This is a genomic window from Candidatus Nitrosocosmicus franklandus, from assembly GCF_900696045.1.
In the GTDB taxonomy this organism is placed as follows: domain Archaea; phylum Thermoproteota; class Nitrososphaeria; order Nitrososphaerales; family Nitrososphaeraceae; genus Nitrosocosmicus; species Nitrosocosmicus franklandus_A.
On the sequence record NZ_LR216287.1, the window covers coordinates 2,104,487 to 2,126,920 of the forward strand.

A 22,434-nucleotide genomic window follows, 5' to 3' on the forward strand; every position below is an offset into this window, starting at 1 on the left:
GGTAAACATCAAAGCCTAAATGATGCATCTATTGTTAACGTAGAATGGATATAAAATATTACGGTCAGATAAATTCCTGCCAAACGAGAAATAGCAGTAGTGCCTATAGGTAAGAGCCTGTCAATAATTAATGTCAAGGAAAAAAATTGTAGGGTCTTAACTATATGGCAAGTCTAAAGAAATCTCACTTAATGATGAGATTGTTTCGGTTAAATCCTTACCTGATGTAGACCATATGATTAACGTTTGCACGTCTCCTGTGCCTTTTTGTCCACCCCTCAAATCTTCAAAATCATGTGTACTTTCCACTGTAATTCCTGCGTTTGTAATCTCTGAAAGGTAACTATCTATACCTTGAGTAGGAACCATGAATACACCTACAGTATCGAAATTACTCGGACTAGAGTTGATGATTGAGGAATTATTATTTTCAACAACCGTAATTGTTCCTTCCATAGTTACGCCTGGATCACCTTCTGCTTCATACTCATAAGTTCCAGGATTGGTAAATGTATGTGAAGTGGACATTTGACTGTCTTGTATTTCTCCAGTGTTAAATAGTAAAGTTCCATCTGAGTTTAGAACATTGATGGTGCGTTCATGACCTACATCGCCATTAAACCATGACACAGTAGTTCCTGTGTTTATAACGGCGTTTTCAGGGACAAAATGCTGATCCAGAAATCTTGCTTCATTGTCTTCGCCTTCATCATGATGCCCTTCATTTGGAATAAGTATGACAAGATGTTTTACATTACTACCCAACGTCATTGTTTTTGTGTTGAATAGATCTTCAGTGACAATGTTTGGCTGACCATTATTATTATTACTGACAATCGTGTTATTATTACTAGTATCTGATTGGGCAAATGTGATGGAATTCCAACCTATAGATTGTACAAAAAGTAGTGCAGAGATAAGAAATAATCCCATAATAACTATCGAGTTTCTTGTAGAAATCATACCTCACTTTGATTTTGTGGTTATAATAACCAATACAATACAAAATTTACTAAGATATACACAAAATTCAGTGAAGCATTAGCAGTTTCATGACTTTTAAATATTTTTTTGTATCAAAAATGAACAAAGATTAGAAAGCCTATAACAATTTCTTGAAAGATATTGACATATGCTCTTAATATCAATTACAGATATGTGTATAGTTGTTAGATTAGACTGTATTTAAACAATTTTATGTCTACTGATAGCAGGGCTACAAAAAAGGAAAGGGCTCTGTTAACTTAAGCATAAATAATCTCCTCGTTATGATAATTAACAAACAGATTCAACCAGTTCCGCACATGCTTCAACTTACAGTTCTTTATTCTACAGGGAAAATAATCATCAAAACCTTCGGTTCTATCCTTGATATATTGTATCGTCCTTTCTATCAAGCTTTTCTCTAAAGGAGAATGAACATGGTGATCAATCTTGAGAAACTGACAAGCCATTGGATACCATGTTCCTCCGTCTGTAGATACAGGGTGTTTTCCGTAGTCTCTGACAACTCCTGAGAGAAACCTCTCAGCAACAAACATGTTTCTTTCTTGAGTTATAGTTTGTGCGAGAATTTGATGACTTTCTGGCTCAATTGCAACCCATAACCATGTGTATTCTGGACCTACCTTAAGTAATGTTTCATCAACACTGAATTCCTCAATTGTCCTTCTTTTCTTTGAAGACGCTTTTCTATAATGACATTTTTGAATCCACTTCCAAATTGCAACATGGCTTCTCTTAACTTTATGTAAGAATAACAATGCTTTAGAAACGCTTCTAGTTGACAAACCAAGAAAATACAAATACAATGCACGTTCGATATCTAACGAAGATGTTCTGTTTCTTTTGATAACCATAATTGAAATAGGGCATCTTCAAGCTATAGATTTTTCGTTAAGTTAACAGAGCCAAAGTAAGACATGTAATTCATAATAAGATTATATGCATAATACTAAACATCCATCACTCATTTGGGGTTTGAAATGAGATTCAATCCGGTAAAAGTAAAGACTGAACAAATACATGAAACCATGATCAGAGAAAATAGCACTATGTTTAGTCTGTTTTTGGACAATGACATTGTGATTGTACTTTATAGTAGGAAAGTGTGGATAAAATAATTTCTAAAAATAAATAGTATACATAATTCTAGTTGAAAAATATGGTATATCATTCTATACCATTATCTTCAATTCTTTTGTCCCGTTTTGTTTCTATTGAATATCTGTCAAAACAAAACCAGTTCAAATAAAGCGATAGAATCCTTTTCTATGATCCGACGACTGAGATCAGACACATGTGATAATCAAAGGATTAATAGCATGGTCAACCCTGCAGCGAATTCCTCTATCTACAATTAAACAAAGTTCGTTCATGTGAGAATACTTGCAAATTTATTTAATTGATTAGAATTGTTTTTTTTCAATGTAGACCTTTTTATCTGAAAAATCGATTATCTTTGTAATTTTGCATAAATACATCTATGATTGAGATGATGACATCATAATTCGAGAAACCAAATGCTATAATTGAAGATTTACTATATTTGTATATTTTTTTTGCGCAATAAAATTATACTCATATTGAGTACTTTTTATGTAAAATATTCAAAAATAATTTACATCACCCCTCATACAAGAATAATTTATTATATGATGAAATAGTCGAGTTTGAAATGTTATAATACCTATATGCATAGCGATAGTGGTTTTCACCAAAATGAACCATCAAAGGAATTTGAGAATAACAGAAGATGTGTTATTCAAAGATGTTATACGCCTGCTGAATATCAATGTCCCGAATGCATGAAAAGATATTGTGATGAACATATTAGGATTCATGCTCATTTGGATAACGGTGCGGGCGACGATCTAAGATAGCAATTTTATAATATATTAATAGTTAGTAATATTATATTTCCTTCTTAAGATGAAAAATTCATTTGTTTAATATTTCATAGTTTCGAGTCCTTTTTAGTGGCGAAAACATAATGGAAACTACCTGCCGTAGATCCATCATAATAATTTATACAAGCCCAGGTGGATGTTACCCTTTTAGTGTCCGCCACGCAGTGTCATAGGATCCTCTGTTCAGTAGATGGGTATGACAGTTGTCAGTCATCCCTAAAGGAATAAACTCGCTAAACTTCGTTAAGTCTTTATTTTGGGTAGTAAAATATTTTCAGTTGAAATTGCGCCCGGAAGTTTTTCAGAGTACCTTTCTTCAAATATATCTCCATGTAACTACTCCTTCTATTCAGAAATAACCACGACTTGAAAGGAGAATTGACAATATTACATTAAATTTTTTACCTTTTTTGATTAAATATTAAATATTGAATCATAGTTTGGTAGTTTATGAATTAAATTATTTTCAGTAGTTGAAATATCTAGTATGATTTGATATGTTAAAAGACAATTCGTAAAATGTACAAATTATCCGAACCCTTATACCATACGGAACTTAATCCCACAGCGTCCGTATGAGATTTAACTTTAACGCTATTCAATCGCTAAAGGTTAATTTATCCAACTCTAATTTGTTGGATGGTAAGTTTCAAAAATTCTCTTTTTAATATCTATATGGTTACATAATATGCCATAAGATTAGTTCATTATCTTTGTTACAACTATTTGGCATTGTAATATGACATCATAGCATAGTTATAGAAGTATTCTTCGCTAGTGATTGTATATTTTGCTCAAAAGAGTAAGACTAAATTAGCAATCCGGAGAGAGGTTTCACCTGAAAATTAATTTCTTTCTTTGAATGTTTCGAAAATCAAAATTATTCATTACATATTCCCATGCAAGGGAGAGGTCTATGAGACATTCAAAAAAAAGACTTTCAGTCAAATTCTCTAACTGTAAATCCTTACCAATAGAGATATTGTTAAAATATTTTCCGTTAAATTCTGCTGTGATCTTAAAGTTCTTATCCTCATAAATATCATTTAAGGATTCAATAAACTGTTGCTTTATTTTTGTGCTTTTTATGCTACTTAATGCTTCTTTGTCTATATCGTCAAGCCTCCAATGCCAACCTACGACCACGCAGTTTTGAATTGCATAATTTTTAATGTAATCTAAAGTTATAGAGATCGTTTTGCCATCATTAAAGAAAATCCATAATTTGTAATAGAGGCCTGGATGAAGTTTATCTTCTTCCCTGTAAGACAAATCAGGCGCTTCATCAAGCCATTTCTTTATTTTATTTATCATAGAATAGTAGGATAAATTTTCAACTTGACTTTCTTGATGCTTGATTTTATTTAATTCCAATAATTTAGTCACAATCTACTCTGTATGAAGCAAACTCGTTCCATTCCATGGCTAAAACTATATTATTATTAACTTCTGCTGTTTTTATCTTAGGAATATCGTATCTTTGTTCGTAGTCTCCAAAAACTATTATTTTTGAATCAGTCATTTCCATCATAAACCCTACGAAGCTATTATCTGATAAACTAACTTTCTTGTTAAATAAAGAATTAGGAAATATATCCAAAGCAGTTTCATTAGTTTTGTTTTCAAAGAGTTCTATTTCAAAACCTGACTTTGTAGATAGTAAAATATCATTTCTGTTTAAATAATACTTTTTTAATTCGTCATTAGTGGTTATTTGCATTATTTAGATTTCAACTTCCTTTTTGGATTTTTGAAACAAGTCATCAGATATTTTATTACTTATTAAAACACTCACTAGTTTATTTTTCATTTTTCTTGGCTGCAATAGCCTTATAGAGAGAATGTAAAGACATCATTATGTGATTAGGATATTCTAAGTTTGTCATACAATATATATACATTTTGTGTCTATTAAGTATGTCATGATGCATATCGCTGATAGAATGCTGTAATCGTTACTGTGAGCTGAAATATAGGGGTTTCAACTAGTTTTTAAATGATAATGTGCAATATTTAATCAGGATAATAAAATAGATATCATGTCATCGACTGGACAACGATTTCTAAATTAAGGAATTATATTTAAATTAATACTTGAAGAACATTTGACTTCGTATCCTGTGAAGCAACTCCTTATCTTTACCGAATTTTCATTGGTACAGGTTGCTCTTCTAAATTGTTGATTGCACCAGCATCTCTCTGAATATTAGATAATGAGTATTACTGAGTATCGTGTAATAATGCAGTTTTCTACGATCTCAAAACAGGAACCCTTATGACTATACTAGTTAAACTAAATTTTACTTTCATTACTCTATCGTACTTTTCTTCTAAATCTGCAGTAAAACATAAAACTAATGGAAGGGTAAATAAATGGGTTAAGCAAGCTTAATGCTCGGAGTAATTTGTAATATGCTGCTTGTTTTATCTGTTGAAACCTTAACCCAATAATTAAATTTTCGCGAAAGTATGTGATGTATAATAATATATGCCATAGATACCATCATTATAATTTCATTTCAGACCATGCTCCATTTTGGGTTAATCCTCTATATTGCTATTTCAATTTTTTTTGACTATACCAAATTACCCAAATTCCGCTATTCTACGGATCAATGCACCTGTATTCTATTGGTTAGAGGAATTTTAATAACAAGGAGATTTCTACTAAAGGTATTGATTCCGGATATAGTTTCTGTTAGTTTACTTGATTTATTTTCCTTTTTGAATATTTTCGGAGATGATCTTTTAAGATCAATTATTGCTCTTTTTGTTGTAATCAACCCAATCGGTACTATCCCATTATTTGCAAGCATTACTCAAAAAATGCAAAAAAAAGAACATAATATGGTACTAAAAACAACTGTTATTACTGCAGGTACTTTATTAATGATCTTTGCAGCTTTAGGAACGCAAATTCTTTCAATCTTTGGAATTACCATTTCTAGCTTTATGACTGCAGGTGGAATATTGCTTTTTGTAGTTTCAATAGAATTATTAACACATGGTGCTTGGAGATTTGGAGGCACTGTTTCTGATGACTCGGGTGTAGTTCCATTAGCATTTCCTTTATTGGCAGGCCCTGGTGCTATCACTGCTGTAATTCTTTCATACCAAACTGCGGGATTGATCGTCACAATGTTATCAATTGCGATTGTGATAGTAATTACCTATATGGTGTTCTATTCAACTAGGACCATCTATAGAATACTTGGTAGAAGGGGATCGCTAATTGTTAGTAGGATATTTGCGGTTCTGATTGCGGCCATTGCCGTACAATATATAGTAGACGGTTTAAAAACAATTTAAATTCCATAAATAATTGTTATTGTCTCAAAGATGATATGGTAAAAGTTTCATTAACAATAAGTAATGGGTTTAATAACCTTTTAAAAATTATTCCTTAGATTAAGACTACTGAAGTTTCGTACTTTGTAAGAGTATATCACGTAAATTGCCGGCATTTGCAAACTAAACATCGATGATCATAAAATTTAGGCCCATTAGGTTCATTTCGGTGTTCAATCTTGGTATGAATGCAATTCTTACATAGAGGTATTTGAAGACTATCTAATTTACTCATACTTTATATGTACATGTTAAGTTATTAACGATTATGAAACGCTGAAGGGATCTCCTCTGAAAAGCAAACCAGAGAACTAAAATGAAGTATTATTAAAACTACTCAATTAGTTGTATAGGTTTGCAAGATAGTAGGGAAATATAACTTTTGAGAACAACTTTTTCAGTATCTCATCATTTACAAAACCGATTACAATACCAGAAACGCAAAGACGTTTGATCATAGTTTCAAAAATATAAATTATTTGGGATTCGAAAAGGGACTATTCCCTCCACTCATAAGACGTATAAAGTGGCTTATATGAAATGGTTAAAATGGATGTCTGTAACCACAAAGATTAATGGTAAGAGTAGATGAATGACAGTAAAACTAATATTTTAATCCCTTTTGATGCGACTGAGTTATCTGTTAAAGCTTTAGATAAAGCTAAAGAGATTGCTGTAAATCAGAATTCTAACATAATTGTACTATATGTTATTGATGACACAAGTTTCTATCCTAAAGAAATTGCAAAGTTTATTTCAAATATGGATAACTTTGACAAACTGAGGCACAATTATGAAAAATCAATAAGAGAGGGAGCGGAGATCATGATTAAGAAGCAGATTGATAGTCTAGTCAAAGAGGGTATTATGGCTAAATCTATAATACGAGTAGGTCATCCAGCCGATGAGATCCTCACTGTGTCTAAGGAAGAAAATGTAAGCATGATTGTAATAGGTAGTAGTGGTTCATTGAGAAAAAGGCACGATAGAAAAGGTATTGGAAGCGTTTCTAGATGGATTTCAGAAGTCGCGACATGCCCGGTTGTTTTGGTAAGATGACCAAAAAATAGTAAATACCGGCAATTAGTTATAGTAGACAGAAATTTGAAATACTATTACATTTCCTTATATGTATCGGGTGTAATATGTTATATGTTACCATAGTGTCCTACAAATTAGATGATATTAATAAATCTACATTAAAAATTCTTATGATTTCCACCGAGTTCCCACCTATTCCTGGAGGAGTTGGAAGATATACTAAGAACCTTACAGATGGATTAAAAAAAATTGGAATCAAGGTTTCTGTTTTATGTAATGAGAAAGGAAAAGGGGATTTTATAGGTATTGATCCTAAAAATGAAAATAATTCAAAAATAATATTCGAGGTGCTTGATGAATACGATCCCGATCTTGTACATATTCAATTAGAACATGGACTTTATGGACTAAAAATGAACTCTTTTAATCCAAGAAGTTTGAGTACCAACATAGATAAATTCTATAAAGAATGCAAGATACCCATAATAACGACATTTCATTCCGCGTATCCCCTTCATCAATGGATGGAGCTATCAAAACATCCGAATCTCCTGAATAAAAACATGATTACTGTTTCAATTAACCTCATTAATCAGATAGGTGACTATTGGAAACGGTTCATAAACTACAGATCTTTTAATTTAGCCAACAAACAAAAAATGCAAGCGAGTCAGGCCAACATAGCTTTTTCGAGTTATTTGGCCCAATTAATATCTGAAAATGAAAATGCAATAAAAGATCAGAAATCGTTGAGTAATTTTTCTGTGATATATCATGGAGCAGAACCAAATATGAACAAATATGTAAAGAAAAGGGAAGCAAGACAATTTTTTTCCTTACCATTGAATCGTAAAATAGCACTTTTCTTTGGATTCATGACTCATACTAAAGGTTGGGACATTTTAGATAATTTGGATGTTCCGGATGATTGGGTTGTAGTAGTTAATCAATCTGAGAATTTATTTAACTTAGCAAAGCCATCACCAATCAATAATCAAAAGAGTCAAAAAATACTTAGTCACACAGATAACAAAAACTCACAGAATGGTAAAATAATCAATTTGAATCGAGGATTTCTAACAGATAAGGAACTTTCAATTCTATTCTATTCATCTGATATTATTGTCCTCCCCTATACTGTAACCTCAGGTTCAGGTGTGATGTTCGATGCTCTTGCTCACGGATTACCATTTATTGCAACTGATCTAGGTTTCTTTAAGGAATTTGCAGATAAAGGATTAGGAATAGTAGTAAAAAGAAGACCCAATGAATTTGCAAAAGCAATAAAGAAATTAGAATCAGAATATTTGCATTATACTCAAAGAATCGAAAACTTCAATAAAGAATTAACATGGGAGAATGTTGCATTACAGCACTTTGACCTTTATAGGAATATTTTGGACAAAAACGATAGAATTAAGAACACCCCATTTCCATTTGTGAGTACATAAGCTAATAGAATTTCAATAAGTTGAATTTGAATCAGAGCCGATTTAAGTCTCGAGTCAACTTATGTGTACAATCAACATGTTATGTGGTAAATGATGTTGCAGATTCAATTTTTATAAGAGAAATTATTTGACCTTTAACATGTCAGGAGATTAGGTGAGACATATTTTGAGATTACATCATTGAATATAAACACATAGCAGGAGATGAATAGTACAACGGATTGAAATTTGATCAATTCATCTAGATCAAGATAGTAATTATGGACGCAATAATCAAGTTATAGATCGACTCTTTCTTGTATTCAAATCTAAGATAATTTGGCTTTTAGCCATCAATATGATGGAATTAGTGACCTGTGAAGGTTAATTGTTTTGAAAAAGATAATCAACAAGTTCATTTATTTTGGCTGTAGCAACACAACATACCTTATCAGCACCCCCATAATAGACAAATATTTCTTCATCAACAATACAAGCACCGGTTGGAAAAACTACGTTACTAACATCACCATATTTTTCATACTGTTCTGTAGGTACAAGGATGGGTTCTTTGCTTCTGCATAATATTTTGTAAGGATCCTCTAGATCAAGAAGTGCAGCACCAGCACTATATGTTTTGTTAGCACTAACTCCATGATAAATTACTAACCATCCATATTTTGTTCTAATAGGCGGAGGTCCAGCACCAATCTTTAATTCTTCCCATTTTTGTTCAGGTTTCATAAGCAAAGTATGGGTTTCAAACTTTGTTAATGTATTACCCTCTCCGATCCATATACTGGGTTTATCAATTCCGTATGCATCCCCTACCCAAGAACTTGGTCTATGTAAACAGAAATATTTCATATTCTTACTACTTAACTTATTTTTAGATCTCAATTTGGTTGGAAACAAAACTACATCTTTGTTATCCGTCCCTTCACTTGTAATGATACCTAGTCTATCAAATCTTGAATAATCTATGGTAGTTGCTAATGCAGTTGATACCATTGGACCCTTCTTTGGGCGATCAGGTAATACCACATAAGTGATGTAAACTTGATTATCAATTTCAGTTAATCGAGGGTCCTCGATACCAAATTTTTCGTAGTCTACTATGGGATTAATTGCTACCTCATTACGCCTTCTAAAGACGTACCCATCATCACTTGATGCATAACCGATCCTTGAAAAATAGTGTTCATACTCTCCTATTGCACGATATAACATGTGAATTTTTTTTCCACTATATAGTATCGCACAGTTAAAAACAGCTTCTGATTCCCACCAGTTATTCTTATTAGGAATAAGTATAGGGTTATTGGAAGATCTTTTTAAGATTTCAGATCCGTTAGAATTCAATGGGATAAATCATTAGTATCAGATTTTTTGTTCAAATCAGTGTTGCTTGTATTAAGTATATACATAACTCTTCTTACGCAACAAAGGTAATAAAGACAAGGTTTGTTGAAGGGCTTTTAATGCAATCTATTTGTCTGTACAGCTATTTGAATCAAGTCATTGATGATAAGTTTTAATTTGTCTCATCAACTTGAATTCGTTAATCAGTGTTTCTATTCTATTGAATCTCCTTTCATATAGGTTATCAAAGTAGATGTCTCTTTGTTCCTCAGACTGTCCACTAGTAGTTAGAAAATTAAGTTTCATTGCATCTTTTATTTGTCTTAGCTCTATTGAGTCACTTCCATATGTTTTTTCAATAACTCTTTCAATCTCTGCTTTCCATTCAGGATATTTTTCAGGATTATTGGATCTTTGAATTTCAAGAGTATAATTCAATAAATCATCTAAGACCTTATCAGAGCGATCATTCCCGCTATCTCTATCATCTTGCAAGTTCATAATTCTATTATCATTTAATTCCGTTTGATTTTTAGACTCTGAGGATTCTATATCATTAATTATCGGATAATTAAAATTTGTTGATAAAGTGGATGAAGGGTCTTTAATATGATTTTTTACAATTGACATACTTATATATATACTCTGTTTCTATTAAATATGTCATAACGAATACCGTTTTCTAATGAAAGTAAACAGTGTAGAAGCCATAATTGTGAATGATTCCTTCACTAAGTAAAATTAATTTTATCATATCAGTTAAATTAGATAAGAAACCAGTAATTTAGATACTTTACTGATTGAATGATAGCCATTATGAATTTGTGTACCATATACAATAACGGACTTATGGCAATACTAATTGTATACAAGAGAAAATCTGTTTTAAGGAAATTACACACCTAATAGCAAGTCTGATGTATAAAGAATGTGAGAATTAAGAGGTTACCATGCCCAATTGATACCAATTAGGTTGTCTTACATTTTCAATAGTTTAACCTATATCTTTTTGAATACCCCTGCACCATTCCATTCTGAAATCGCATATGACAGGTGGACCCTGAACCTAATCACTTGGGCATTTTCCGCTGGCATTCGGTCCTTAGTATGTAGAAACTTCTATCGTGTACTTTTCAATTCGGTATGATCGGTCTATCTTCAGTCTTGGTTAGCTTTTATTTAGGCAAGATATTCTTAATTTCATACGACAATTTATATGAAACCTTAAGCATTGTAGGCTTCTTCCTTTTAACTTCCCCATCTAAATACAGGTCAAAGTTTACCAAAAGGAGACATGGATCTAAAATCCTATCGAATCTTGGGACTGGCTGTCAGTATGTTTTTTTCATGCTATTGCGCCCAATTATCCTTATATTTCTCAAGTAGTAACCTAATAAGACAAATATAGCAATTATTATCACTAAAGAGTACGGAAAGGGAATAAAAAAGGATATCAATAAACTGATCACGAAGGATAATCCTATCCACATTGCAAAGTTTAGGATAAAATATTTGGTTTCGTTCATATTTTCTCATATACAACAAAGATATTAAAGATAGATTTCTTGAATGAGTTTTAGTACTGGTGATTTATTTGTGCGGATATTCTGAATGAGTTATTATGATGAGGATCTATTTGTTTCATAGCCTGGAATTATTAATTCACCTTTTTTCCGTATGCTCCATGAGGTAAGGATATAAGCCTCGAAATCATAACATATTATGGTCGAATTTAAAAATTTTTTAGAAAAGGTACTCAAGTCTACAAGTGGAGACCTATTAACTCGTAAGATAGAGGGAATAATACTAGAAATTGTAAAGACAAGATATGGTAAGGGCAAAAATACCGTATCATACTCGGAGTTGATAAAACATACTCAGACTGCTTCCCCATATTCACTAGAATTAGCAATAAAAAACCTTTCCAGTAAGAATATATTGGAAAATAAAGATGCTAATAATCTAACTATAACGGACAAAGCTAATCAAGAATTTGAAAAGCGGAAAAACGATGGAACATTATTCTGATCGATAATCGATACGTCGTAGGTAATTCTAAATAGTATACCCTCGGATTCTCTCCACATGAACGAATAATCTAGTCTTGTTTTTATTACTATATATATCCTATAATACCAATAATCGTAACCAAAATAATACTATCTTTATAATAAAATATCGATTCATTTACCAATTAAATAGGTGCCTAAAAAAGGTTTAGTCCGAGATTAAGTATCAATCGGTAAATCAAATCTCGTCATTTTCTAAATCAATTTTTCATAAGCCCATAAATCACAAATATAACAATAAGGATTCTAATATGTGGTTACTAATATCAAGATATATTTTTTGATGCCTGCTTTTCTTTATACTCGCCTGGGTAATGCATAATCAAATGAGTATTAGATCAAATGGTAGATTTTAAGACACGATACCGCGTATTTGGATGTATATTTTGAATTCTTCGAGCCTTTTTTATATTTTCCAAGTAATCCATTAGATCCCTCATGATCCTTTTTATTCTATTAGTGGACAAGCATTCCCTTTTCCATCCCTTATATTGTAATAATCCTGACTCTATCTCTTTCGCCAGGTCGTCAAGATTATTTGGATAATTGATTGTAACCCAACTTCGATCAGTAAATTCAATTGTCAGAAAACCATCATCATATCCTGTTATCCTACCAATTTTTGAATTTCGGATTAGATTACTAGCATTAATCTCAAAACAATTATACTCAGTCCAGTGGACGACACTATTGTTGATAGATATTTCTATTCTTCCTCCTCATTCATTACTTTAATAAATATAATAGTACTCAATCTCATCATCGAATTGGATTAGAAATTTACGGATCGGATTATCCTCAATTAATTTACTATTTTGGTAAGATAGTAAGATCATTCACCTTATAAGTCGTAAATTCATCAATATCCATGTTTAGAATAACATTACTACCCACTTTTTTTATTTTTGATTTTGGAATATCATACCTCTGATCGTTATCGCCAAATATTACCATTTTATCTCTTGTTTCTTTCATTACAAAGCCCACAAAATCTTCATTTAGTATTCTCACTCCTCTACTAAGCATTGAATTAGGATGGCTCACGTGATAAGTAGCCATATCGACATTTTCAGGCAGGTGCCACTTTTTTACAATATCATCAACAGGTAATGGAGAATTTCTAGTTACAAAATATTTCTCATATATCTCCTTCATAGTTAAACCAATAAGCACATTTCTTCCAGTTGTTTTGATTTCAGATTTTGGAACGTCAAACCTCTCGTTATTTTCTCCAAATATCACTAGATTATGATCAGTTTCTTTTACTACATGACCAATATGGGGAGCATCTAAAGCCATCACTCCTCGTTTAAAGTATTTTCCAGTTGACATATCATTATATACATTTTGTTCCTATTAAGGTTATCAACAAGTAACTCGTTATAAATCAACGTTAATCATCTTTTTAGATGCTTTCTTACATGATTCCTGCGTAAGTATCATAAGTCAAACCTTTACCAGTGTAGACAAATATACTACAAATACGATCCTGCAGTTATTGGCATATTCGCTTACTTCTGCCATGGTTATATACTAGTTTACCGTATATAATAGCATACTTGGCATTATTAAGGGTATATAAGAGAAATTCCACTTTTATGGATATCACACAACTGATAGAAAATCTAAGTCAATTAGGTTTAACAAATGCGCTGGAAAAATATTTTAACAAACCTATAGAGAGAGAAACCAAGAGTATCGTCGCAGGTCCGAGCTTTTTGCAATTTTTGGATAATTTATTCAAAACTCATATTACTCCAGGTGATATAATAGAACTAGAATATGGAAATAGTATTAAATATTATATGTTATCTACGACAGGTACGTGGGATGAAATTCTAAAGCTCAACTAATCTTCTTGATATATAGAGGTGTAATTTTTTTTAGTTAGAATGAAGTCAAAATCAATCGTAAAATTAGTACATTCAATGGTTGATATACTCATGCATAGTGTCTCCTCGATAAAAGGTCATTTAATTCGTATTTGAAGATGTAACAAATTAATAGAACATTAAAACTGGACTTGATTTTACATATCTAAACAAAATAGTGTTAAATGTTGCAACTCCAAATAATAGACCTCAATTTGATTCTGACATGTATAGCTTTTTTCCACATAATGGTTTGGGAAAAGGAAATTCATCTAATAAAGGGTCTTTGATAAGGTCTTACATAAGTGATTTTCCTGAAGGTGGTGGTGGTTGTGACATGGATCTACATTTTCCCTTAAACCCTAGCTTTGATTATTATTTGATTATGTCGTGATATGGTCTTGACTAAAAGGAATCAAAACCTCCACTGTCCATACCACCACTAGCACCCATATCACTAAAACCACCTGTATCGCCAGTGTCAGATGCACCACCTGAATCTGAAGCTGCTCCTGCATCTTCAGATCCTGTTGCTCCTGATTCATCTACCTGTCCTTCAGTTTGAGCACTTTCAGCTGGATTCATTGCCATTCCCATAAAAGCCATCATAGATCCAAACATTACCATACTCATTATCCCAGAAAACAACATCATGGGCATCCAACTTCTATTATCGTTCATCATGCTCTGCATCTGACCTCTATCTCCGGTTTGATAGATTTGTTGAAGTCGCTGAGCTTTATTGAATAATTCTTCTTTTTTAGTTTCTAAAATTCTGGATCCTGTATCTGTCATATACAGTTCTATTTTTTTATTGCCGAAAAAACCTTTTTTTTCATTTACATTAATCAACTTTTGAGTTCTTAAATCATTAACAATTAATTTTACCTCATCTTTCGACAACTTGGTTACATTTGCAATGCTACTTACTTTTTTCATACCTCGAGCAATAGCGTCTAAAACCATGAAATGTTTTGGATTTTCATTAAATTCTCTATTAAAAGACATATTATATACAGGTTAAGATGATATTTAAACTACCGGGGTGTTTCGATATAGTGGAGATATACTTGATAATTTATAACCTCTGAGTTCAAAATAGTAGAGTTTATTAACATACATTCACTTGTCAGTGACCAAAACTCAATATCATTCTTCATCATACTGTGGAAAGATAAGAGCAAAAATAGACATCAGTGAAATAATTAAATTTCTGCAGGTACTAACTGTATTGAATTTCATGTTCATTCCACCGGACCCTTATACCGTACGGGAACTTAATCCGCACGCGCCCAGACTGTTACTAAGAAGCATTCCAAATTATCATATTTTAAGCACAAATAAGCATACTTAGGTCAAAGAATTTACTGTTTGTAAAGTGTAATAGAACCCTATTAGTTTCGGATTCTGTAAGTTAATTCTAAAAGTGCTAGAATATTAGAGTATTGCACCTAGTTAGCAAATGCCATATATTTTTTCTATGGTATCAAAGATATGAATAAAACAAGAAATATTCACAACAAAAATAAAAACAAACTCATTGTAGCATCAATCGCAATAGTGGTCGCTATGGTATTAATCACTAGCCCGTTAGTGGCTATGGATAATGACGCCTTTGCAACCAAAAAGAAGAAAGGTAATGTAGCTCAGCAAGCAATAGAGCAGTCACAAGCCTCGGTACAGAATGCCTTATGTATATCTGGAAGCGGAACATTCATGTCATGTAATAACCTTAGTTTCCAAAACCAAAAGAATACAGGAAATAACGCCTTAGCACAACAAGCAGGGAGCGGTAGTGGAAAAGGAAGCGGCAACTCTGCTGAACAAAGCATCAGCCAATCACAATCCTCTAACCAAAACAGCCAGGTAGTATCGGGCGGCGACACAATCGGCTCTGGCAACAATGTAAACGTCCAAAACCAAGAAAACTCTGGTAACAACGCATTAGCACAACAAGGTGGAAATGGAAAAGGTGGTAACTCTGCTGAACAAAGCATCAGCCAATCACAATCCTCTAACCAAAACAGCCAGGTAGTATCGGGCGGCGACACAATCGGCTCTGGCAACAATGTAAACGTTCAAAGCCAAACAAACAGCGGTAGCAACGCAGCAGCACAAAGCTAAGTCTAAAAACTGACCTATCTTTTTTTTGAATTTGTATTTTTAATATATTGTTAGATTAATTCAAGTATGATTAATAATTTCTATTGAAATGATTATTGCTACACCACTAAGATTTAGATCTATAATTTATAGGATAAAATTCATTTTATTATATGGCAAGTGTCAATCCAATTCCGCAAGGATTTCATTCAATAACTCCATATATAATAACCTCAGACGCCTCAAAGCTAATAGACTTTATAAAACTAGCATTTGATGCAAAAGAAATTGATAGATTTGAAACAGAAAACTCAATAATACATGCTATAGTTCAAATCGGTGACTCTAAAATTATGATATCTGATTCCAATGAAAATATGAAACCAATGTCTTGTTTTTTATATTTGTATGTTGAGAACGTGGATGAGACTTACAAAAATGCACTAATGGCCGGTGCTACTTCAATGAGGGAACCCACGGATGAATTTTATGGAGATAGGGGTGCAGGAGTTTTGGATTTTGCAGGTAATAACTGGTATATTGCAACCCACAAGAAGGACGTTTCAAGAGAGGAACTAAAAAGGTTGGCAGAAGAACAAATGAACAAAATCCAAAATAAGGATTAATATTGAAATCAGGTAGATTTCATAGATTACACAATTGCCGATATTGTTTCTTTATCAGCCTATGTTTTGGATTAATTTGGGTCTAACTTTACAACAGAAACAACATGTTTCATTAGTAACGACCATACTATGCAATAATCGAATTTCTCATTGGAAGGTGATCTACCGAAGTTGGTCAATCAATCTATAACCGTTGTTAAAGATAAGATTAGTCGCATTAGCATACCTGACTTTTGAATCTAAATAAGATTCATGGTTTTAGGACTTGACAGGAATAATGAATTGAGAGACAGACTAAATATAAAATTTTACAAAATCAGACACAAAAGCACGTATAATACGTGATCTAATCAATTCTTTAGATATTCACCGTTTGCAAATTTTCTTGCTTTTTCTATGATTTTATGATAAACTACTATTTGTTGAAAAGCAAGACAAACTATAAAACATATCATAAAAATTACAGCCAAGACAAACGATAAGTACCCAAGAAAATTCATTAGTGCTGTAACAGTCGCAGCCAGAAGAAAAGATAGATAACTCAGGAAATTCATAGAACCTCATCTATACCTTTCTAATTCAAATTTTCTTGCTTTTTTTCTTTATCCAATTCGGTGTTAAAGTCCTTGTCCTTATCTATAACCTTTTTAGTAAATGCTATTGTTCTTGATTTCAGTTTTTCAACTAATCTCTTTAAAATATTCTTCGATTCATTTTTTGGTCTTTCATTTTTGGTATACTTAATAGTAATGTCAAGAAGATTTTCTCTACAGTCTTCTATCTTTTTATTATCTTGATTTTCAGTCATTACAAAATATAATGCGCAATAAAACATAAATAATCAATTGAAGGGTTACCAAACTCTAAATAAAATTATATTATCTTGATATAAAAAATCAAAAAAATTTTAATGCTAATAATAGTGAATTAAGCATCCAGATATCTTAAAGCCAAAAACACATTGTAGTAAGTAAGAATTAATATGTGTGTCACCGATAGCATATTTATACTATTTTGCTTCATTGTGTTTTTTTCCGATAATTTACTCATAAGATACTGTTTAGGGTATCTCTCAAAAGGATTGTATATATTACTAAATATGAATCCCCGAAAAATTTACTATTGTCTTAGAAACTATGACAATGTTAAGACATGGGTGCTTGGATATGACTCATTTTATTCTAAAAACTCAATTGCTAGAAGGTTGACAGTTAAGTAATTAGTTTTTTAGTGCTGTTACAAGCTTTGATAGTCTAAAGGGCATTGTGAGAATATCCTTATCCTCTATTCCTGCAGTTTTTAGACACTCTGCAGGCAAGTACTCTTTTGGAGTTGTTGTAACTATTAACATCTTTTGGTCTGGCTTTTCTGAGTGTATTCTCTTGGCAACATCGAGACCAGTGGGGTTATTCAAATGGGTATCTAATACAATAGCGTTGTATGGTCTGTTCTTCCTCTTGCTATCATTAAAGTAATCTAGAGCCTCATCTCCACTATTAGCTGTTTTTATACTCATACCTAATGAAGTCAAGTAAGTCCTAAATAGAAATAACAACTCGCTTTCAGCCTCGGCAATCAAGATCTTTACTTGCTCCAAGTCTTTTTTCATTAGAAATTGAGCATCAATTACTTGCTTACTTTGAAGAGGACCATTTTTAATACATTTCACTTGTAATGGAATATTAGGGTTAACATTGTTTATATAAATAGGTAAAAATTTACTACTTATGGTAATAGTTACAATAAATCACTAGATCCATCTTAAGCACAGAGTGACAATAATATTGGTAAATTAGGTAAGAAGTATTTATGTCTATTTGGTTAATTACGACGCAAATTCGGGAGCACTTATTGCTGGGTTGTCCTCTAGACTAGAGCGATACACTATCCCAGTATACACTGATTGTCCCTTTCTTTGACATTAGAAACTATTGAACTGTCAACGAACTCTACCTCAGTTATTTGATCCCTAGAATTGAATTGACTCGATTGTCTTTTTATCAGTTTTAAATAACTTATTGAACATCTCTAGTTATATCAAGTGAAACCAATAACTCAGAAGAAAATAAACAGATTCTTCACAAAGGCTTACGAAAAGTATTATAATACAATCTCTCTAAACAAAAATTTACTAATTTCGGGCTCAGCCGGCTTTTTATCCAGTATTATTATTGCACACTTTGTTGCAGGATTTTCTATCAGTCATGTCCTAAATTCTGCAATAACTGTTATCACAGGATTCTTGACTTACAAGGTAATTTTTGCAATTCTTTTTCATATTGACAATAAACGAGATTACACAAAGCGGTTAACTGGAAAAATCAACTTTATTGCATTAAGGAAGATATTGATTAAAATGATATTTGCTAGCACCATATTCGATACTGTCAATAACATAACAAGGTTTCTTCTCATAATACAATTGCTAAAGTTAGAATACTCTGCTATAGAAGCTGCTACGATTTCATCTCTTATTGCTTCAGTGCTTTCGTATGCAATCATTAATTTAATAGTAAAATATATCCATCTATTTACCAAGAAAAAATGAGATAAATTTGTAATGTATTCATATCATCCTTGCTTGATATGATAGAGCATGTAAAATATATTGCAGACATCTAGACGGCGAGGTATCGTGAAAGAAATTTACGTTACAGCGCTACTTGATCAGTTAACTCATCTCTATCGCAAAGTAGATTGATTAGCATTAGAATTGACTTACTATGCTGGCTCACCATAGAATTTTATTAGTTTCTTTCTCTTTTCAAAATCAAATTCATATCCAGGAACAGGATGTTGATACATACCTACAATTGGTTTGTCACAATGAGGACAAGTTTGATAATAAATTTCATAAGCCGATTTAATTCCTTTGGTAAAGCCTGTAATGCGTTGATAGGCGACTTGATATTCGTTTTGACAATGGGGACAATTCATATTCATTAATAGTAATATAGCTATTCTCGGTAATAAACAATCATAACATTTCTTAAATCATGAATCCTTTTAGCAGCTGGTCTAATCCATTTACCCAGTATAAGAGATATTATTAATATAATATAAAATCTATTAGTGTACGATTATTATTGGTAGATCTTGTATATGGAATGGGTATAACCGATATTGTCAGAGATTTTCCTGCTCATTTTAGTATGCTCACTAAATACTTATCCATTAAGCTGTTTAAGTCAAAACCTTTTATTTATGGTTCTGCAGATATTATCAACATATGTAACCTTCACTGCTCTCATTGTTATTGGTGGAAAACTAGGAGAAACGAAAAGGACGAGTTAAGTGTAGAGGATTGGAGGAAATTAATTAAAAATACGTTTAAAAAACATCATGTTTATGTAGTTACACTTGTAGGAGGAGAACCTTTGATGCGTCAGGAGGTGGTTGAAACCTTTTGCGAAGAAATGCCTAGACGTATTTGTGTGGTAACAAATGGGACCTATCCGTTACCACGATTCAAAAATCTTTATTTTTACTGGGTTTCTCTAGATGGTACTGAACAAATACACGATAGCATAAGAGGTAAAGGAGCATATGCAAAAACAAAGAAAAATATTTTAGACTATATAGCAGGTCCATCTAGAAATGGCAAACCCGCTTGGAAGGATATCTGGATAACTATGACTATAAATTCAATGAATTACAAGACTATAGAAGGTTTAATTGAAGAATGGAAAGGAACTATCAATAAAATTGGATTTCAGTTTCACACACCGTTTGATGATAATGATCCTCTTTGGCTTCCATTTGGAGAGAATAGAAGTAAGGTGGTTGACAAGATAATTGAATTAAGAAAAAGGTATCCTGATTTTATTATGAACACCGAAAAACAACTACAGTTAATGAAGGGAACATGGGGAGGTACAAAGACTACTCCGATTGACTGTCCTTCTTGGGCAATATTATCATTAGATCATAAAGGGAAAACAAAACATCCGTGTTGTATAGGAAGTTCTGATTCTAATGCACTTAAGCCAATATGTGAAAAATGTGGTGTAGGATGTTATTCCATTTTGGTAGCCCAGGGATTAAAGAACTAATAGCATAAAGATTAGCACAGTTAATTAGTATCATCATTCTATCCCACACCTTCCTTCCTATCTACGATTATTAAGATCTTAAAGTATTATAAATTTGATTTTTGAATTATTTATTTGGAGTTCAGCATTCTAATATCTATGATCCCATTTAACAAAATCTACTCCTACCTTATCCTCAAATTGGATCTCCCATAATTCTTTGCTAGATAACAATTCTTGCAAAAATAATTCAGAATTCTTGTAATACTGGGCATTTGAATCAGAGATCCAAATTCTGTTTCGTTTATCGCTGTTATTATTTTCACTTGTCCCAAACTTTTCAAATTGCATCACATATTTTTCTTTCCAAAATCCCATTTGAGTACTTTTAAGGTAAAATGTAGGCAGTTTGTCTTCCAACATTCTGACAATCTCTAAAGATCTATCTGGATCTATCTGTAATAACGTGACACCCCATTCTTTATGCCATCTAAAAAAATCAGTACTTAGATCTCTAGTTTTAGAATTCTGCCAATCTTTTAAGATTAATAATTTATCAAGAACCATTATTCGTACACTCTTAAAATCCTCATGTCTAGCCCGACGTATCATATTTGCCTGACAGCTTAAGTAAGATGTCCTTAACTGATACTCTTGAAATTTACTTGGAATAAGTAAATTGGTAGAATCATACTGCTTGGCGTCTTCAAATAACGCATGATAAAGATTTGTTATTGATTCATCAAGCAGTACTATTTCCTTACCGTTATCAATTTTCTTCTTTAACGATAACGCTTCAGATTCTAAAAATAGATCAAATGGAACTACTAAATCCGGGTTTATATCTATCCTGTCAATTAATCCTCTTTTATCTCTTGGAATATCCATATTTCCGAAACTAAATAATTCTTTACCTTTCTTGGTATTGCAATAATTGTAGACATGAACAGGTTTTCTATGTTTTACAAAGAATTCTCCAAGGTCTTGAAAGAATCGACCATCAACCATATTAAAACCGAACTGATCATGAGTTATTTTTCCATAATTTTCAATAAAGTACTTGTAGGCATTTTCATCAAGTAAAATGTGACCGTCGTCACACAGATCACACAATCTCCTAGCGAAGGTTGGACCTTTACCCCACACTGGTATACCTAGTATTGATTTAGCTGACTGTATTTCTGCTACTTTATCTCGTGCAATACCAATTTTTAAACCAAAGCTTTGTTCTTCAGTACATTGTGGAAATTTTTCATGAATTTTCAATGCCAATTGTAAAGGTAAGATGGAATCTTTTCTAAACCAAATTATTGCCCCATCGCCAGTAAATGATGTTTGTAGTTCCCCTTCATTAGCAGTAGACAGAAAATCCTTAATTTCTTTAAGTAAATCTTCTATATTATTTAATTGAGTGTCAACTTCAATTGATGATCCAATAATATCTATGCATAAGAAATTATAATATTCCACTGGTTATAGTACAATCAGCTTGATATTATTTTTTTAAATAACATTTTAAGTCCGAGTTTTAGTTTTAGATTATCAATAAATTAGGATCTAATATCGTTCCAGTATTGAATGCAAATTCATAGATCTAAGACTGTATATCAGTCCCGCTAGGTAAATTATTAAAATTTGGGATTA

Annotated in this window: 23 protein-coding genes; 11 read left to right on the forward strand and 12 right to left on the reverse strand. The window is 32.1% G+C overall.

Annotation, left to right across the window (positions count from 1 at the left end):
* Window positions 1-156 precede the first annotated feature (156 nt).
* Window positions 157-963 carry a cupredoxin domain-containing protein gene (locus NFRAN_RS09930; protein ID WP_134484842.1) on the reverse strand — a complete coding sequence of 269 codons (807 nt, stop codon included), beginning with the start codon at window positions 961-963 and terminating at the stop codon, window positions 157-159.
* A gap of 281 nt (window positions 964-1,244) precedes the next feature.
* The gene (locus tag NFRAN_RS09935) at window positions 1,245-1,859 is read right to left on the reverse strand and encodes a DDE-type integrase/transposase/recombinase (RefSeq protein WP_134484843.1); all 615 of its coding nucleotides are present in this window, start codon (window positions 1,857-1,859) and stop codon (window positions 1,245-1,247) included.
* Window positions 1,860-2,672: 813 nt separating this feature from the next.
* Here NFRAN_RS09935 and NFRAN_RS09940 point away from each other — a divergent pair.
* Window positions 2,673-2,882 carry a hypothetical protein gene (locus NFRAN_RS09940; protein ID WP_134484844.1) on the forward strand — a complete coding sequence of 70 codons (210 nt, stop codon included), beginning with the start codon at window positions 2,673-2,675 and terminating at the stop codon, window positions 2,880-2,882.
* An 861-nt stretch (window positions 2,883-3,743) separates the two neighbouring features.
* Here NFRAN_RS09940 and NFRAN_RS09945 read toward each other — a convergent pair.
* Window positions 3,744-4,283 (reverse strand): DUF2299 family protein, encoded by a 540-nt coding sequence (locus NFRAN_RS09945; protein WP_172602272.1) that lies wholly within the window; start codon window positions 4,281-4,283, stop codon window positions 3,744-3,746.
* 4 nt (window positions 4,284-4,287) lie between these two features.
* Complete coding sequence (locus NFRAN_RS09950) at window positions 4,288-4,629, reverse strand: hypothetical protein (protein ID WP_134484846.1); 342 nt, start codon at window positions 4,627-4,629, stop codon at window positions 4,288-4,290.
* Window positions 4,630-5,540: 911 nt separating this feature from the next.
* On the opposite strand from NFRAN_RS09950, the gene NFRAN_RS09955 reads away from it, so the two are divergent.
* The 3 genes from NFRAN_RS09955 to NFRAN_RS09965 all read left to right on the forward strand — a co-directional run bounded on the left by NFRAN_RS09955 (window position 5,541) and on the right by NFRAN_RS09965 (window position 8,749).
* The gene (locus NFRAN_RS09955) at window positions 5,541-6,218 is read left to right on the forward strand and encodes a MarC family protein (RefSeq protein ID WP_172602273.1); all 678 of its coding nucleotides are present in this window, start codon (window positions 5,541-5,543) and stop codon (window positions 6,216-6,218) included.
* Between the two features lie 627 nt (window positions 6,219-6,845).
* Entirely contained in the window at window positions 6,846-7,316 is a 471-nt protein-coding gene (locus tag NFRAN_RS09960; protein WP_134484848.1) for a universal stress protein, read from the forward strand.
* A gap of 104 nt (window positions 7,317-7,420) precedes the next feature.
* The gene (locus NFRAN_RS09965) at window positions 7,421-8,749 is read left to right on the forward strand and encodes a glycosyltransferase (RefSeq protein ID WP_172602274.1); all 1,329 of its coding nucleotides are present in this window, start codon (window positions 7,421-7,423) and stop codon (window positions 8,747-8,749) included.
* Window positions 8,750-9,112: 363 nt separating this feature from the next.
* On the opposite strand, the gene NFRAN_RS09970 is transcribed toward NFRAN_RS09965, so the two are convergent.
* A complete protein-coding gene (locus NFRAN_RS09970; RefSeq protein ID WP_172602275.1) occupies window positions 9,113-10,090 on the reverse strand; it encodes a glycoside hydrolase family 130 protein in 978 nt (325 codons plus the stop codon).
* Window positions 10,091-10,246: 156 nt separating this feature from the next.
* On the reverse strand, window positions 10,247-10,720 hold the full coding sequence (locus NFRAN_RS09975) for a hypothetical protein (protein ID WP_134484851.1): 474 nt from the start codon (window positions 10,718-10,720) through the stop codon (window positions 10,247-10,249).
* Between the two features lie 1,092 nt (window positions 10,721-11,812).
* On the opposite strand from NFRAN_RS09975, the gene NFRAN_RS09980 reads away from it, so the two are divergent.
* The gene (locus tag NFRAN_RS09980) at window positions 11,813-12,118 is read left to right on the forward strand and encodes a hypothetical protein (protein ID WP_134484852.1); all 306 of its coding nucleotides are present in this window, start codon (window positions 11,813-11,815) and stop codon (window positions 12,116-12,118) included.
* 851 nt (window positions 12,119-12,969) lie between these two features.
* On the opposite strand, the gene NFRAN_RS09985 is transcribed toward NFRAN_RS09980, so the two are convergent.
* The gene (locus NFRAN_RS09985; protein ID WP_134484853.1) at window positions 12,970-13,491 is read right to left on the reverse strand and encodes a hypothetical protein; all 522 of its coding nucleotides are present in this window, start codon (window positions 13,489-13,491) and stop codon (window positions 12,970-12,972) included.
* Between the two features lie 227 nt (window positions 13,492-13,718).
* Here NFRAN_RS09985 and NFRAN_RS09990 point away from each other — a divergent pair, with 227 nt between their 5' ends.
* Window positions 13,719-14,012, forward strand: a complete 294-nt coding sequence (locus NFRAN_RS09990; protein WP_172602276.1) for a hypothetical protein — start codon at window positions 13,719-13,721, stop codon at window positions 14,010-14,012.
* A gap of 423 nt (window positions 14,013-14,435) precedes the next feature.
* Here the strand turns inward: NFRAN_RS09990 and NFRAN_RS09995 are convergent, their stop codons facing one another.
* Window positions 14,436-15,038 (reverse strand): MarR family transcriptional regulator, encoded by a 603-nt coding sequence (locus NFRAN_RS09995; RefSeq protein ID WP_134484855.1) that lies wholly within the window; start codon window positions 15,036-15,038, stop codon window positions 14,436-14,438.
* A gap of 118 nt (window positions 15,039-15,156) precedes the next feature.
* On the opposite strand from NFRAN_RS09995, the gene NFRAN_RS13925 reads away from it, so the two are divergent.
* From NFRAN_RS13925 to NFRAN_RS10010, 3 genes are all read left to right on the forward strand, one after another.
* On the forward strand, window positions 15,157-15,384 hold the full coding sequence (locus tag NFRAN_RS13925; RefSeq protein ID WP_172602277.1) for a hypothetical protein: 228 nt from the start codon (window positions 15,157-15,159) through the stop codon (window positions 15,382-15,384).
* Between the two features lie 140 nt (window positions 15,385-15,524).
* Complete coding sequence (locus tag NFRAN_RS10005) at window positions 15,525-16,154, forward strand: hypothetical protein (protein ID WP_134484857.1); 630 nt, start codon at window positions 15,525-15,527, stop codon at window positions 16,152-16,154.
* Window positions 16,155-16,306: 152 nt separating this feature from the next.
* Window positions 16,307-16,759 carry a VOC family protein gene (locus tag NFRAN_RS10010; protein ID WP_134484858.1) on the forward strand — a complete coding sequence of 151 codons (453 nt, stop codon included), beginning with the start codon at window positions 16,307-16,309 and terminating at the stop codon, window positions 16,757-16,759.
* Window positions 16,760-17,333: 574 nt separating this feature from the next.
* Here the strand turns inward: NFRAN_RS10010 and NFRAN_RS10015 are convergent.
* Window positions 17,334-17,567 carry a hypothetical protein gene (locus NFRAN_RS10015; protein ID WP_134484859.1) on the reverse strand — a complete coding sequence of 78 codons (234 nt, stop codon included), beginning with the start codon at window positions 17,565-17,567 and terminating at the stop codon, window positions 17,334-17,336.
* A gap of 411 nt (window positions 17,568-17,978) precedes the next feature.
* Window positions 17,979-18,428, reverse strand: a complete 450-nt coding sequence (locus tag NFRAN_RS10020) for a response regulator (RefSeq protein WP_134484860.1) — start codon at window positions 18,426-18,428, stop codon at window positions 17,979-17,981.
* A gap of 372 nt (window positions 18,429-18,800) precedes the next feature.
* On the opposite strand from NFRAN_RS10020, the gene NFRAN_RS10025 reads away from it, so the two are divergent.
* Entirely contained in the window at window positions 18,801-19,307 is a 507-nt protein-coding gene (locus NFRAN_RS10025; RefSeq protein WP_134484861.1) for a hypothetical protein, read from the forward strand.
* Between the two features lie 173 nt (window positions 19,308-19,480).
* Here NFRAN_RS10025 and NFRAN_RS10030 read toward each other — a convergent pair whose 3' ends face one another.
* Complete coding sequence (locus NFRAN_RS10030) at window positions 19,481-19,696, reverse strand: hypothetical protein (protein ID WP_134484862.1); 216 nt, start codon at window positions 19,694-19,696, stop codon at window positions 19,481-19,483.
* A 149-nt stretch (window positions 19,697-19,845) separates the two neighbouring features.
* Here NFRAN_RS10030 and NFRAN_RS10035 point away from each other — a divergent pair, with 149 nt between their 5' ends.
* Window positions 19,846-20,811 (forward strand): radical SAM protein, encoded by a 966-nt coding sequence (locus NFRAN_RS10035; protein ID WP_197731174.1) that lies wholly within the window; start codon window positions 19,846-19,848, stop codon window positions 20,809-20,811.
* 129 nt (window positions 20,812-20,940) lie between these two features.
* Here NFRAN_RS10035 and NFRAN_RS10040 read toward each other — a convergent pair whose 3' ends face one another.
* Window positions 20,941-22,260, reverse strand: a complete 1,320-nt coding sequence (locus NFRAN_RS10040) for a hypothetical protein (RefSeq protein ID WP_134484863.1) — start codon at window positions 22,258-22,260, stop codon at window positions 20,941-20,943.
* Window positions 22,261-22,434 lie beyond the last annotated feature (174 nt).